The sequence below is a fragment of the Allobosea sp. BE125 genome, assembly GCF_031456075.1.
Taxonomy (GTDB): Bacteria; Pseudomonadota; Alphaproteobacteria; order Rhizobiales; family Beijerinckiaceae; genus Allobosea.
The window spans coordinates 93,195-105,713 of record NZ_JAVDTY010000015.1; the positions used below are offsets into that span (position 1 = coordinate 93,195).

The 12,519-nt window shown below is 64.6% G+C and carries 12 protein-coding genes; 6 read left to right on the plus strand and 6 right to left on the minus strand.

The window, feature by feature from the left end:
- Positions 1–27: 27 nt before the first annotated feature.
- Both J2Y55_RS26825 and J2Y55_RS26830 read right to left on the minus strand, forming a co-directional pair.
- On the minus strand, positions 28–930 hold the full coding sequence (locus J2Y55_RS26825; RefSeq protein WP_310159554.1) for a LysR family transcriptional regulator: 903 nt from the start codon (positions 928–930) through the stop codon (positions 28–30).
- A 172-nt stretch (positions 931–1,102) separates the two neighbouring features.
- Positions 1,103–2,926, minus strand: a complete 1,824-nt coding sequence (locus tag J2Y55_RS26830) for an IlvD/Edd family dehydratase (protein ID WP_310159555.1) — start codon at positions 2,924–2,926, stop codon at positions 1,103–1,105.
- Positions 2,927–3,336: 410 nt separating this feature from the next.
- On the opposite strand from J2Y55_RS26830, the gene J2Y55_RS26835 reads away from it, so the two are divergent.
- From J2Y55_RS26835 to J2Y55_RS26845, 3 genes are all read left to right on the plus strand, one after another.
- Entirely contained in the window at positions 3,337–4,521 is a 1,185-nt protein-coding gene (locus tag J2Y55_RS26835) for a pyridoxal phosphate-dependent aminotransferase (protein ID WP_310159556.1), read from the plus strand.
- 2 nt (positions 4,522–4,523) lie between these two features.
- Complete coding sequence (locus J2Y55_RS26840; RefSeq protein ID WP_310159557.1) at positions 4,524–4,856, plus strand: NIPSNAP family protein; 333 nt, start codon at positions 4,524–4,526, stop codon at positions 4,854–4,856.
- A gap of 116 nt (positions 4,857–4,972) precedes the next feature.
- Positions 4,973–5,302 (plus strand): SMR family transporter, encoded by a 330-nt coding sequence (locus tag J2Y55_RS26845; RefSeq protein WP_310159558.1) that lies wholly within the window; start codon positions 4,973–4,975, stop codon positions 5,300–5,302.
- A gap of 83 nt (positions 5,303–5,385) precedes the next feature.
- On the opposite strand, the gene J2Y55_RS26850 is transcribed toward J2Y55_RS26845, so the two are convergent.
- The 3 genes from J2Y55_RS26850 to J2Y55_RS26860 form a co-directional block, all read right to left on the minus strand.
- Positions 5,386–6,711, minus strand: coding sequence for an MFS transporter (locus J2Y55_RS26850; RefSeq protein ID WP_310159559.1), 1,326 nt, complete (start codon positions 6,709–6,711; stop codon positions 5,386–5,388).
- Between the two features lie 136 nt (positions 6,712–6,847).
- Positions 6,848–7,738 (minus strand): tellurite resistance TerB family protein, encoded by an 891-nt coding sequence (locus J2Y55_RS26855; RefSeq protein ID WP_310159560.1) that lies wholly within the window; start codon positions 7,736–7,738, stop codon positions 6,848–6,850.
- 196 nt (positions 7,739–7,934) lie between these two features.
- Positions 7,935–8,414 (minus strand): Lrp/AsnC family transcriptional regulator, encoded by a 480-nt coding sequence (locus J2Y55_RS26860; RefSeq protein ID WP_310159561.1) that lies wholly within the window; start codon positions 8,412–8,414, stop codon positions 7,935–7,937.
- 117 nt (positions 8,415–8,531) lie between these two features.
- Here J2Y55_RS26860 and hppD point away from each other — a divergent pair, with 117 nt between their 5' ends.
- Entirely contained in the window at positions 8,532–9,668 is a 1,137-nt protein-coding gene (gene hppD / locus J2Y55_RS26865) for a 4-hydroxyphenylpyruvate dioxygenase (protein WP_310159562.1), read from the plus strand.
- A gap of 45 nt (positions 9,669–9,713) precedes the next feature.
- Here hppD and J2Y55_RS26870 read toward each other — a convergent pair whose 3' ends face one another.
- Complete coding sequence (locus J2Y55_RS26870; protein WP_310159647.1) at positions 9,714–10,055, minus strand: winged helix-turn-helix transcriptional regulator; 342 nt, start codon at positions 10,053–10,055, stop codon at positions 9,714–9,716.
- 226 nt (positions 10,056–10,281) lie between these two features.
- Here J2Y55_RS26870 and J2Y55_RS26875 point away from each other — a divergent pair, with 226 nt between their 5' ends.
- Positions 10,282–10,674 (plus strand): DoxX family protein, encoded by a 393-nt coding sequence (locus tag J2Y55_RS26875; RefSeq protein WP_310159563.1) that lies wholly within the window; start codon positions 10,282–10,284, stop codon positions 10,672–10,674.
- A 447-nt stretch (positions 10,675–11,121) separates the two neighbouring features.
- Positions 11,122–12,450: a dicarboxylate/amino acid:cation symporter gene (locus J2Y55_RS26880; protein ID WP_310159564.1), complete on the plus strand. Its 1,329-nt coding sequence runs from the start codon at positions 11,122–11,124 to the stop codon at positions 12,448–12,450.
- Positions 12,451–12,519: the final 69 nt, after the last annotated feature.

Genomic DNA, 12,519 nt, shown 5'->3' on the forward strand with positions numbered 1-12,519 from the left:
AAATCTGGAGTGCGTCATAGCCTGAGGCTATGGTTGCGCGCTGAGTTCCGCCGCTTGGTGCCGCAAGGCCATCTCGAAATGCTGCATCAGCTGGCTGCGCGCACGCTCGATCGGTCGATGCAGATAGATGTCGTAGGGCGGGGGATGGTCGAGCCGTCTGACCGCGACCCGGTTCCGGTCGGCTGCGAGCGCGCTGAACGCATCGACGATTGCGACGCCGATCCCGGCTTCCGCCAGGCCGATCGCGGTTTCGGCGAAGCGCGCGACATGGGTGCGCGTCGGCGTGACGCCGCCCGCCCGCAAGACAGCGTCGACCGCCAGACCGTGCACGGAATGCGGCTCGAACACGATGATCGGCCGGTCAATCAGGCAGGACGGCGCCAGCGGGCCGTCGCCGGCCGGCAGCCAGTCGCTTGGGGCGACCGCCATGACCGGAGCCTTGGCGACAGGCACGCTGCGGATTCCGGCATGCAGGATCGGGAACAAGGTCACGGCGCATTCGCCCTGGCCCGAGAGCAGATAGTCCATCACCTGGCTGACGAAGAGGATATCGACATGCAGGCTCAGGCCCGGATGCTCCTTCAGCAGATCGGCCGTGGCCAGCGGGACCAGGAGCCGCCCGACGCTGGGCGAGGCTCCCAGGCGCAGCGAGCCGCCATCGGCGCGGGTGATGCGCAATGCGCGGGCGAGCGCGCCCTCCATCTGCTCGAAGGCGAGATCGACCTCCCCGAGCAGCCGGTGCGCTTCCGCCGTCGGCACGAGCCGGCCGCCATGCCGGTCGAAGAGGGCAAGCGCGCAAACGTCCTCGATGCGCCGGATCGTCTTGGTCACGGTCGGCTGGGCGATGCGTAGCTCCCTGGCTGCGCCAACCACGGTGCGGCAGCGCATCAGCGCCCGGAACACCTCGATCTGGCGCAGCGTGAGCTGCATGGTTCCGCGCTCCTGCGCCCGTCGCCGTCATTGCGAGGAGGCGAAGCCAACGAAGCAATCCAGGGGAGTACGTGATTCCTGGGTTGCTTCGCGGCGCCTGTACTCGGGCTTGCCGAAGGCAAGACCCGGGTGCTCGCAATGACGAGGATAGCGTTCGGTACGTGCTCGTGCGTCAGTGGTTGTCGCGCGGCACGCCGAACTTCTTGTGGATCTTCTGGTACTTGACCGCAGGCTTCAGCACCATGCCCTCGGAGAGCTCGCCGACGATCTTGCGCTGGATCTCCTGCCAGGGGGTCTGGCTCCTGGGGTATTTGTAGCCGCCGGCGGCCTTCAACGCGGCGCGGCGTTCCTCGAGCTCCTTCTCGGAGATCAGGATGTCGGCGCTGCGCTTGTTGAGGTCGATGCGGACCTTGTCGCCGGTCCTGAGAAGTGCGAGCCCGCCGCCGGTCGCCGCTTCCGGCGAGGCGTTCAGGATCGAGGGCGAGCCGGAGGTGCCCGATTGCCGGCCGTCGCCGACGCAGGCGAGCGCGGTGACGCCCTTCTTGATCAGGTAGTCCGGCGGCCGCATGTTCACGACCTCGGCCGCGCCGGGATAGCCGACCGGACCGACGCCGCGGATGAACAGGATCGAGTGCTCGTCGATCGCGAGCGCCGGGTCGTCGATGCGGTGGTGGTAGTCCTCCGGCCCGTCGAAGACGATCGCCTTGCCTTCGAAGGCGTTGGGATCCTTCGGGTTCTCAAGATAGCGCTTGCGGAATTCCGGCGTGATCACGCTGGTCTTCATGATGGCGGAATCGAACAGATTGCCGCGCAGATTGAGGAAGCCGGAATGGGCCTTCATCGGCTCGTCATAGGCCTTGATGACGCGGCGGTCCTCGGCGAAGAAGCCCTCGCAATTCTCCGCCAGCGTCTTGCCATTGGCGGTGATGGCGGGCTTGATCTTGCCCTTGGCGACGAGTTCGGCGACCACGGCGGGAACGCCGCCGGCGCGGTAGTAATCCTCGCCGAGATATTCGCCGGCGGGCTGCAGGTTCACCAGCAGCGGGATATCATAGCCGACCGCCGTCCAATCCTCGTTGTCGAGGGGAACGCCGATATGCTTGGCGATGGCGTTGACCGAGATCGGCGCGTTGGTCGAGCCGCCGATGGCCGAGTTGACCACGATCGCGTTCTCGAAGGCCTCGCGCGTCATGATCTTGGACGGGATCAAATTCTCCCAGACCATGTCGACGATGCGAAGGCCGGTGAGGTAGGCCATCTCATAGCGGTCGCGGTAAGGCGCGGGGATCGCGGCGGCGCCGGGCAGCGTCATGCCGAGCGCCTCGGCGATCGAGTTCATCGTCGTCGCCGTGCCCATGGTGTTGCAATGGCCGGCTGAGGGCGCCGAGGACGCAACCAGATCGACGAAGCCCTTATAGTCGATCTCGCCAGCGGCCATCATCTGGCGCGCCTTCCAGACGATCGTGCCGGAGCCCGTGCGCTCGCCGCGGAAATTGCCGTTCAGCATCGGGCCGCCGGGCAGGGCGATCGCGGGGATGTCGACGGTCGCTGCCGCCATCAGCTGGGCCGGCGTGGTCTTGTCGCAGCCGGTCGTCAGCACGACGCCGTCGAGCGGGTAGCCGTAGAGGATTTCGACGAGCGAGAGATATTGCAGGTTGCGGTCGAGGCTCGCGGTCGGGCGCTTGCAGGTTTCCTGGATCGGGTGGATCGGAAACTCGAAGGGCACGCCGCCGCGCTCGCGGATGCCGTCGCGGACGCGATGGGCGAGCTCGATATGGTGGCGGTTGCAGGGCGCGATGTCGGAGCCGGTCTGGGCGATGCCGATAATCGGGCGGCCGGACTGCAATTCGTCGCGCGACAGGCCGAAATTCATGGTGCGCTCGATATAGAGCGCCGTCATGTCGGCATTGGCGGGATTGTCGAACCAGGCCTTCGAGCGCAGCTGTTCGGGCTTGATCTTGCGGACCGGCTTCTTGCCGGCAGGTGCTTTGGCCATCCTCGTCTTTTCCTCTCGCGCGGCGCGGCGCTGATGGCCGCTTGCCGGTCTCTTTAAAACGATTTGAGACACGCAACTTTGCCGATGATCCACGGCGCGGCAAGAGGCCTGGACGCAGATAATCATACTATTGGAGATTGCTGCATACAGCATGCAGGATCGCCCGCCAATGCCGAACGCTCGATCTCGTGCACGCGCAGGAAAGGCCCGGCGCACCGGGGTGACAAGTGTCAGGCGTGCGGGGGCGGGCCAGCGGCTGGCGCAATCGCGCGGCTCGCATGCGACATCTGCATTGCGTGACTTGTGCATCGCGCGACTTGCATCGCGCGCGGCTTTGCGGCCAAGACAGGCCTAAGGCCCCGATGAGAGCTGGCCGCATCGACCTCGACCTATCCTAAGGAAACGCCGTCATGACGCTCCATGTCGTCCCGTCCTTCGCCCGCATCGGCGAGGAGAACGCCTTCGCCGTGCTGGCGCGCGCGACCGAATTGCAGCGCCAGGGCAAGGACATCATCAATCTCGGCATCGGCCAGCCCGATTTCCCGACGCCGGACCATATCGTCGAGGCGGCGGTGAAGGCTTTGCGCGACGGTCATCACGGCTATACGCCGGCCAACGGCATCTTGCCGCTGCGCGAGGCGGTCGCCGCCGATCTGCACAAGCGCTTCCAGGTCGAGGTCTCGCCGGAAGCGGTGATGATCGTGCCGGGCGGCAAGGTCACCATGTTCATGGCGATCCTGATGTTCGGCGAGCCCGGCGCCGAGATCCTCTATCCCGATCCCGGCTTCCCGATCTATCGCTCGATGATCGAATATACCGGGGCGACCCCGATTCCGGTGCCGATCCGCGAAGAGAATGGTTTTGCCTTCTCGGCGGAGGAGACGCTCTCGCTGATCACGCCGAAGACGCGGCTCCTGATCATCAACTCGCCGGCGAATCCGACCGGCGGTGTCACGCCGAAAGCGGAAGTCGACAAGCTGGTCGCGGGGCTGGCTGATTTCCCCGATGTCGCGGTGATGTCGGACGAGATCTACGACCAGATGCTCTATGACGGCGAGAAGCATGTCTGCCTGCTGAGCTATCCGGAAATCCGCGACCGCCTCATCCTGCTGAATGGCTGGTCGAAGACCTATGCCATGACCGGCTGGCGCATGGGCTTTTCGGTCTGGCCCAAGCCGCTTTACGAGAACGCCCGCAAGCTCGCGGTGAACTCGCATTCCTGCGTCAACGCGCCGGCGCAATGGGCCGGGCTCGCGGCCCTGACCGGCCCGCAGGATGCAGTCCATATGATGCTGGCCGAGTTCGACCGGCGCCGGAAGGCCGTGGTCAAGGGGCTGAACGCCTTGCCCAACGTCTCCTGCGCTGTGCCGAAGGGAGCGTTCTACGCCTTCCCCAATGTCTCTCAGACCGGTTGGAAGGCGAAGAAGCTGGCCTCCGCCCTGCTGGAAGAGGCAGGCGTCGCCACCATCGGCGGGCCCGATTTCGGCGTCCATGGCGAGGGCTATATCCGGCTGTCCTATGCGAACTCGCTGGAGAATATCGAGCGGGCGCTGGCGCGGATGGATGACTTCCTCAAGAGCGCCAGGGCGAGCTGAGCATGATCACCTGCCATCTGCGCTATATCGTCGACCCCTATCAGCTGCCGGCCTTCGAGGCCTATGGCAAGCTCTGGATCCGGCTCGTCGAGAAATTCGGCGGCAAGCATCACGGCTATTTCATGCCGTCGGAGGGCGTCTCCAATGTGGCGCTGGCGATGTTCAGCTTCCCATCGCTCGCGGCATACGAGGACTATCGCAAGCGCTCCTTCGACGATCCCGAATGCCAGGCCGCCTTCGCGATGAACGAGAAGGACCGCTTCATCCTCAGCTATGAACGCTCCTTCTTCAGGCCGGTCTTCGAGGACGACCAGGGCGCGCGCCGCGCGCCTTGAGCGCTGAGGGTCGACATCGAGGCATTGCCTTGAAGCGCGGTGTCCAGAGCGCCGACTGCCGCGCCTCTTCCTGAAGACCACCGAACGCTCGCGGATGCGGGCCGGAGCCTGGCCGCATGAGCTATCTCTATCTCGCGATCGCCATCGTCAGCGAGGTCATCGGTACCTCGGCGCTGAAGGCGTCGAACGAGTTCACGCGGCTCGTGCCCTCGCTGATCACGGTGATCGCCTTCGCCAGCGCGTTCTACTTCCTGTCGCTGACCTTGCGCACGATCCCGGTCGGCATCGCCTATGCGATCTGGTCCGGCGTCGGCATCGTGCTGATCAGCCTGATCGCGCTTGTGCTGTTCGGCCAGACACTCGATGCCCCGGCGATGATCGGCATGGCCATGATCGTGGCCGGGGTGATCGTCATCAACCTGTTCTCGGAATCCGCGGCCCATTGAGCCGCCGGCCACCCGGCCCTAGCGGCGAAGCAGTTCGGGGGTGTCAGGCACAGCGGAGTGACGGTTCGTCGAACTGATGGCGCTCACTCCGCGGCCAAAGGCGACCGCCTGACGCGCCCGGGTACCAGCCGCACCTTGCGTGGCGCCGCCAGCCAGATCGCTGTCGCCGAGACGAAGCAGCAGGCGATCGCCAGCAGGAAGGCCAGGCGATAGCTGCCGGTCGCATCGTGAATCGTGCCGGCGAGCCAGGGCCCGACCGCGCCGCCACCGAGCAGGGCCACCGTGACCGTCCCGAAGATCGCCCCGAAATGTGGCCCTTCGAAAATCTCGAAGACGATCGCGCCCATCACCGAGGCGAGCGCGTAGCCCAGGAAACCCTGCGCGATCACCATCACATAGAGCAGCACGGGCGAGGGCCTTTGCTCCAGCGCGATCAGCGCGGCGTAGCAGATGGCAAAGCCCAGGCAGCCGACCATCCAGATCCATTCGCGGCCGATGCGATCGGACAGCGCGCCGAGGCCGATCTGACCGGGGATGGCGACGGCGCTGACCAGTCCGAGCGCCCAGGCGGCCGTGAGTGGGGTGAAGCCGATCTCGATCAGGTATTTGGTCTGGTGGACCTGCACGGCATACCAGGCAACCAATGCGCAGAAATAGCCGAGCATGATCCACCAGAGGCGCGCGGTGCGCAGTGCTCGCGCCAGCGTCCATTCCACTGCGACCCAGGCCGGATCGGCCACGGCCGCCGCACGCTGCGCCGCACCGGTTCCAGCCGAGCCGGTCTCGCCATCGGGGAGGAGGCCGAGATCCTGGGGTCTGCGGCGGACCAGCAGATTGAGCGGGCCGAGCAGAAAAAGCACGAGCAGGCCCATGATCCAGCAGGCGGCGCGCCAGCCCTCCCGGCTGATGATCGATTGCAGCCAGGGCAACAGCAGCAGCGCACCGACGCCGACGCCGGAAAACGCGATGCTGATCGCAAAGGCCCGGCGGCGCACGAACCAGTTCGGCAGGAACAGCGACTGTGCCGAAAAGCTCATCAGGTTGGCGCCGCAGCCGACGAGCACGCCGAGCGTCAGGTAGAGATGCCAGGCCGTGCTGATTGCAGGCGCGACCAGCATGCCCGTCGCCAGCATCGCCACGCCCGTCTCGATCACGACGCGCGGGCCATGCTTGTCCATGACGCGGCCGACGAATGTGCTGGTCGCGGCCGAAAGCAGGAAGCCAAACGAGAAGGCGCCCGATGCGAGCCCGCGATCCCAGCCGAACTCGTCGATCAGCGGCGGCAGCAGCAGTGAGAACGCCGTGCGTGCGCTGACGGCGACCGCCATGGTGACGAAGGCGATACCGATGATGAGCCAGCCATAGTAGAATGGCAGGCGCGCCGACCAATGCGGGGAGGGGGATTGCATACCGCATAGGTCGGCCGGGTCAGCCGGATGGTCAATCCGTGCTCGACGCACCCCGGATCTGCGTCATCCGGCTCTCATCAAAAAGTTAGAGCAGGATTGGTGCGAAAAACCGGTTCCCACTTTTTCGCACCCTGGTCTAGACCTTCGCGGCGCTCGCCGCCGCATCGATATTCGCGACCAGCTCGGCGTCGAGCCCGAGCGCGCCCGCCAGCCCGGCGAGGAAGTCCTTCTCCTTGGCCGTGTCGGGATTGATGGCAATGCGCGCCGCCGTATAGATTTGCGCTGCCAATTCGGGGCTGGTTGCGCCTTCGACCAAGGTGTCGACCGAGGCTGGATGCGCCATCTCATTGGCTAGCCACTCATTGGCCTCGGGGTCGAAGCCGGCTTCGCGCAGGCCGCCGAGGATGCTCTTGCGCTCGTCCTCGTCGATTGCCCCATCGGCGGCGGCCGCTGCGATCATCGCGCGGATGAAGATCAGCGCCGTCGCCTCGTTTGCCGCCGCGGGCTCGAAGCCGGTGCCGGCAGGAGCCGGCTGGACCGGCTCCTGCGCGTCAAGCAACGGCTTGCCGGCCTGATGATTCTGATAGGCCTTGTAGGCCAGCCCGCCGATCAGCGCGAGGCCGCCCAGCTTGGCGGCGGAGCCGACGACGGCCCGCCCGGCCGAGGAGCCGAAAACCAGCGCGCCGAGCCCGCCAAGTACGGCCGTTGCCATCGCCGGGTTCTTGTCGAACATGCCCTTGGCCTGGGCCAGAATGTCCTGCGGCGTACGCCCGCCAGTGGCCTGGCCGAGCGCATCATTGGTCTTCTGCTGGACGCCGGTTTGGCGGGCGGCATCGCCGACACCTTGCGTCGCCTGACCAAGAATCTGGCCGGCCATGCCGGCAAGTCCGCCAACGCCGCCGGCTTTCTGCACCTGTTCCGCCAGCCCGCCGAGCACTGCGCCGAGGCCTCCCGATTGTCCGCCTGCCTGGCCGGCCTGGCTGCCGGCACTGACCAGGGCATCGAGAAGCGATTTGGCGTTGAACATCGAGCGGTCTCCAGAATCCGTGATTGTGGTAGCCTGCACGTAAGCGCCATCCGGTACAATCTCCAGGTCAGACCTGCGAAAATATGATGACGCGGCGAGAACAATTTCCGATCTATTTGGGCCGCTCAATTGCTCTACGTCATTGTTCTAACGCGTTTTCTTCGCGCGAACCGGTGCCCGTTTAGCTCGAAGCGCGCTAAGATCCGGCCAATGGCAGCAGGCCGGGTTCCTTCAACGTTTCGAGTGCGATTTCGGAGCGCACCCGCGCCACGCTCTCATGCGGCATCAGGATTTCGTTGATGAAACGCGACAGCTCCTTGAGATCGCCGACTGCGACCTTGAGCAGATAATCGGCTTCCCCTGTCAGGGCATGGGCCTCAAGGATTGCCGGCGTCAGCCGGACCAGATCGCGGAAGCGCCGCGCATTGTCGCGCGAATGCGTGTTGAGCGCGACATGGATGAAGACGGTGATGCCGAGCCCGATGGCGGAGGGCTCGATCAGGGCGCGATAACCGCGAATCGTACCGTCCTGCTCCAGCCGCTGGCGACGCCGCGAGATCTGGCTCGCGGAGAGGCCGACCTTCTCGGCCAGGGCGCCGTTGGTCAGCGATGCGTCCTGCTGGAGCGCCTCGAGCAGGCGCCAGTCGAAGCTGTCGAGATTGGGTGGTGTTTGCATGATGCCCCTCTCATGCGCGCATTCTGTGCGCAATCTGCGGTCATGCAAGCGCTTTTGCACGCTTCGTGCCCTGTTCACGCGCAAGGATAATGGCAGGTCATCTGCAGGAGAATCTCCATGGGTCCGTTTCCGTTCGACGCCGCCCCGCCCGCCATTTCCGAGGCCAATCCGATGGGAACGGATGGTTTCGAATTCGTTGAATACGCCCATCCCGAGCCGGAGAAGCTGGGTGAGCTGTTCGAGCGGATGGGGTTCACGCGGGTCGCGCAGCACCGCTCCAAGAAGGTGACGCTCTACCGTCAGGGCGACGTCAATTTCGTCGTCAATGCCGAACCGAACTCGTTCGCCCAGGGCTTTGCGGTCGAGCACGGCCCTTGCGCCTGCGCCATGGCCTTTCGCGTCGTCGACGCCAAACATGCCTTCGAGCGTGCGGTCTCGCTCGGCGCCGAGCCCTATGAGAGCAAGGTCGGCCCAGGCGAATTGGCGATCCCGGCGGTGCAGGGCATCGGTGGCTCGATCCTCTATTTCGTCGATCGCTATGGCGAGAAGGGTTCGATCTGGGATGTCGATTTCGAATGGACGGCTGAGCGCGATCCCCATCCCGAGCAGGCCGGGCTGTATTACCTCGACCACCTGACCCACAACGTCCATCGCGGTCGCATGGATCACTGGGCCGGCTGGTACGGCAAGCTGTTCAATTTCCGCGAGATCCGCTTCTTCAACATCGAAGGCAAGTTGACCGGGCTGATCTCGCGGGCCCTGACCTCGCCCTGCGGCAAGATCCGCATCCCGATCAACGAGTCGCTCGACGACAAGAGCCAGATCGAGGAATATCTGCGCCAGTACAAGGGCGAAGGCATCCAGCATGTCGCGATGGGCGCGCGCGATATCTACGCCACCGTCGAACGGCTGCGCCGCAATGCGCTGCCCTTCATGCCGGCTCCCCCTGAGACCTATTACGAGAAGGTCGATGCGCGCGTGCCAGGCCATGGCGAGCCGGTCGAGCGGCTGAAGGCGAACGGCATCCTGATCGATGGCGAGGGCGCAGTCGCGCTCGGCGAGAAGGAGGGCCGCATGAGCAAGGTCCTGCTTCAGATCTTCTCCGGCACGGTGCTCGGGCCGATCTTCTTCGAGTTCATCCAGCGCAAGGGCGATGACGGCTTCGGCGAAGGCAATTTCCGAGCGCTGTTCGAGTCGATCGAGGAGGACCAGATCCGGCGCGGCGTGCTTTCCGCCCCACAGGCGGCCGAGTGAAGGGCGGCATGGCTGCGCCCTTTCCTTTGGAACGCAGCTTTCCGTTCACGGGTTCCGGCGGCGCGGGCGCGCCGGCCCGTCATGCGGCTCGGCCTCGTCTGCCGCGGAATGCAGCATGATCGCATGTGCCTCCGACCAGCGCTGGATCGCCTCGAAAACCGGCCGCAGATCGAAGGCGGCTCGGGTGAGTTCGTATTCCACGCGCGGCGGCACCTCGGCATAGAGCGTGCGCTTGACGAGGCCATGCCTCTCCAGGTCGCGTAGCTGCGTAGTCAGCATATGCTGGGTGATGCCGGGGATCGCCCGGCGCAATTCGCCGAAGCGCAAGGTGCCTTGAGTGAGCTGCCAGAGGATCTCGCCCTTCCATTTGCCGGTCAGGATGTGCATCGCCGCCTGAAATTGCCGGACTGGCGGCGCGCCGGCGCAGGCCTTTGAATCCGTGTCGGATTCGGCGTTGCCGATCGGGTCTTGGGCTTCAATAGTCTTGTTTTTCATACTGCGTTACAAAAAGCATCCTTCTTGTGTTTTCAATCCTGCCTCCGAATTGTGAGTGAAGGAAGCGGTCGGTGAAGGGCCGCTTTCCCCTCGCTTCCCCCTTGTTCGGCAGGAATTCATGTCACTCACCCATGTTGAGACGGTGCCGCGCTGGCGGCGGATCGGTCTATGGAGCCTGAAGGTTCTGCTCGCCGCGGTTTTCCTTGCGGCCGGCGGCGCCAAGCTCGCAGGCGTGCCGATGATGGTCGAGAATTTCGAGCATCTCGGCTTGGGCCAGTGGTTCCGCTATGTCACCGGGATGCTGGAGGTGATCGGCGCCATCGTGATCCTGCTTCCCGCCTTCGCCGCTTTCGGCGGCGCGCTTCTCGCGGCCATCATGGTCGGCGCCACCCTGGCTCATCTCCTCGCCATCCCGGGCTCGCCGATCCCGGCGATCGTGCTGTTCGTCCTCAGCGGGCTCGTCGTGTTCGCGCATCGCGATCAGGTCGAAAGCCTCGTTGGAGCCGGATGATTTCAGCTGGAATCACGAAGTGATCCCAGCCGAAATCTGAATCCGTCTCTCATCTAAAAGCGAGAGCAGGATCAATGCGAGAAACCGGTTCCCACTTTTTCGCATCCTGCTCGATCCGGATCTTGGGTGATCACGATTGAGACATTGTGGCCGGAGCCCGCGGCGGCCTTCATCCCCATAGTCCCTAACAACCTCCAGAGGTCAGCATGATACGAGTCACGATCGCGGCCTTGGCGCTGCTTGCACTCTCCGCCTGTCACACGACTGAAGTCGGGCGTCAGCTCGGCTGGCCCGCGCCCCAGCGTATATCGGAATGACCGCGGGCGGCGCTTGGCGCCGTCCGCAAGCAGCCAGGCGGTTTGGCTGGGGGTATCTTGTCGTCCCGCAGAAATCGGCGTAGCGGCTGTCGTGATGCATCGGAACAGATGCGCGCTCGGAGGGACGGTCATGGCAACGGCGACGGCGGAGCTCACTCGCGGCCATCAAGGTCCCTGGTGGACCCATCTTTACGTGCAGGTTCTGACGGCGATCACGATCGGCGCCTTGCTCGGGCATTTCTACCCGCAGACCGGCGAGGCGATGAAGCCGTTCGGCGACGCCTTCATCAAGGCGATCAAGATGATCATCGCGCCGATCATCTTCCTCACGGTCGTCCACGGCGTCGCCTCGATGGACGACATGAAGAAGGTCGGCCGGGTCGGCCTCAAGGCGCTGCTCTATTTCGAATTGGTCACGACGCTGGCGCTCGTCGTCGGCCTCGTCGTGATCAATCTCTGGAAGCCGGGCGTCGGCATGAATGTCGACGTCAACACGATCAACACCTCGGGCATCGCCGCTTTCACGGCCAAGGCGCACGACCAGAGCACCATAGCCTTCCTGATGGCGATCATCCCGGACACGGTGGTCGGCGCCTTCGCCAATGGTGAAATCCTGCAGGTTCTGTTCTTCGCCCTGCTCTTCGCCTTCGGCCTGCAGATGATCGGCGAGCGCGGCAAGCCGGTGCTGAAATTCGTCGACGACATCTCGCTGGTCTTCTTCAAGATCGTCGGCATCATCATGAAGGCGGCGCCGATCGGCGCCTTCGGCGCGATGGCCTTTACCATCGGCAAGTTCGGCATCGGCACGCTGGTCTCGCTCGGCAGCTTCATGGCGGCCTTCTACGCCACCTGCCTGCTCTTCATCTTCCTGGTGCTGGGCACGATCGCGCGGCTGACTGGTTTCTCGATCATCAAGTTCATCGCCTATATCAAGGAAGAGCTCCTGATCGTACTCGGCACCTCGTCATCCGAGAGCGTGCTGCCGCGCATGATCGCCAAGATGAGCCATCTCGGCTGCAAGGAAAGCGTCGTCGGGCTTGTCATCCCGACCGGTTATTCCTTTAATCTCGACGGCACCTGCATCTACCTGACCATGGCCGCGATCTTCCTGGCGCAGGCGACCAATATCGACCTGACGCTTTCGCAGGAGATCGGCATCATCGCCGTGCTGCTGCTGACCTCGAAGGGTGCGGCCGGCGTCACCGGCTCGGGCTTCATCGTGCTGGCGGCGACGCTGGCCTCGGTCGGCCATATCCCCGTGGCCTCGATCGCGCTGATCCTCGGCATCGACCGTTTCATGTCGGAGGCGCGCGCGCTGACCAATCTGATCGGCAACGGCGTCGCCACCATCGTGGTCTCGAAATGGGAGAACTCGCTCGACGAGAAGCGCATGCACGCGATTCTCGACAAGGAGACCGGGTTCGACGCCGAGGGCGAGCCGGCGCAAACTGCGGTCTGAGATACGCATAGGAGCTACCTCGCAGAACGCGCGCCGGCTCGTATTCAGCCGGCGCGCGTTCTGCTATTA

What these genes read in the sequence shown, in the direction of transcription:
- J2Y55_RS26840 (WP_310159557.1), top strand. Translation starts at nt 4,524, where the DNA reads ATGATCACCTGCCATCTGCGCTATATCGTCGACCCCTATCAGCTGCCG.
- J2Y55_RS26845 (WP_310159558.1), top strand. Translation starts at nt 4,973, where the DNA reads ATGAGCTATCTCTATCTCGCGATCGCCATCGTCAGCGAGGTCATCGGT.
- J2Y55_RS26875 (WP_310159563.1), top strand. Translation starts at nt 10,282, where the DNA reads ATGTCACTCACCCATGTTGAGACGGTGCCGCGCTGGCGGCGGATCGGT.
- J2Y55_RS26855 (WP_310159560.1), bottom strand. Translation starts at nt 7,738, where the DNA reads ATGTTCAACGCCAAATCGCTTCTCGATGCCCTGGTCAGTGCCGGCAGC.
- J2Y55_RS26880 (WP_310159564.1), top strand. Translation starts at nt 11,122, where the DNA reads ATGGCAACGGCGACGGCGGAGCTCACTCGCGGCCATCAAGGTCCCTGG.
- J2Y55_RS26860 (WP_310159561.1), bottom strand. Translation starts at nt 8,414, where the DNA reads ATGCAAACACCACCCAATCTCGACAGCTTCGACTGGCGCCTGCTCGAG.
- J2Y55_RS26835 (WP_310159556.1), top strand. Translation starts at nt 3,337, where the DNA reads ATGACGCTCCATGTCGTCCCGTCCTTCGCCCGCATCGGCGAGGAGAAC.
- J2Y55_RS26870 (WP_310159647.1), bottom strand. Translation starts at nt 10,055, where the DNA reads ATGCACATCCTGACCGGCAAATGGAAGGGCGAGATCCTCTGGCAGCTC.
- hppD (WP_310159562.1), top strand. Translation starts at nt 8,532, where the DNA reads ATGGGTCCGTTTCCGTTCGACGCCGCCCCGCCCGCCATTTCCGAGGCC.
- J2Y55_RS26825 (WP_310159554.1), bottom strand. Translation starts at nt 930, where the DNA reads ATGCAGCTCACGCTGCGCCAGATCGAGGTGTTCCGGGCGCTGATGCGC.
- J2Y55_RS26850 (WP_310159559.1), bottom strand. Translation starts at nt 6,711, where the DNA reads ATGCAATCCCCCTCCCCGCATTGGTCGGCGCGCCTGCCATTCTACTAT.
- J2Y55_RS26830 (WP_310159555.1), bottom strand. Translation starts at nt 2,926, where the DNA reads ATGGCCAAAGCACCTGCCGGCAAGAAGCCGGTCCGCAAGATCAAGCCC.